The 273-nt window shown below is 76.2% G+C and carries 1 protein-coding gene; it reads right to left on the reverse strand.

Going from position 1 to position 273, the window contains the following annotated elements; all coding sequences use genetic code 11:
* Positions 1 to 273 (reverse strand): hypothetical protein (locus UK12_RS42800; protein ID WP_045307371.1); only part of this gene is annotated, 273 nt, incomplete at both ends.

Here is a 273-nt window from a genome sequence, read left to right on the forward strand (position 1 = left end):
GCCAGCTGGTCCTCGCCGCCGGCGTCCGCGAGGACGCCCACCAGGCGGGCGGAGACGCGCTCGTCCACGGTCTCCGGGAGATCGACCAGACCACCCCAGAGCTCCGGGTGCTCCAGGGCCACCGCTCGGCCCAGACCCCAGATCTGGGCCTGTGCCGGGCTTTCGAGGCGGTCGGTACGGCCCGTCGAGACCGCGCCGCGCGTCGCGCACCACAGCGGTGCGTCGATCGCGGCGTCGCCCAGGGCCTGGGTGAGCAGCGCGGTCGCGGCGAGC

The sequence above is a fragment of the Saccharothrix sp. ST-888 genome, assembly GCF_000955975.1.
Classification (GTDB): Bacteria; Actinomycetota; Actinomycetes; order Streptomycetales; family Streptomycetaceae; genus Kitasatospora.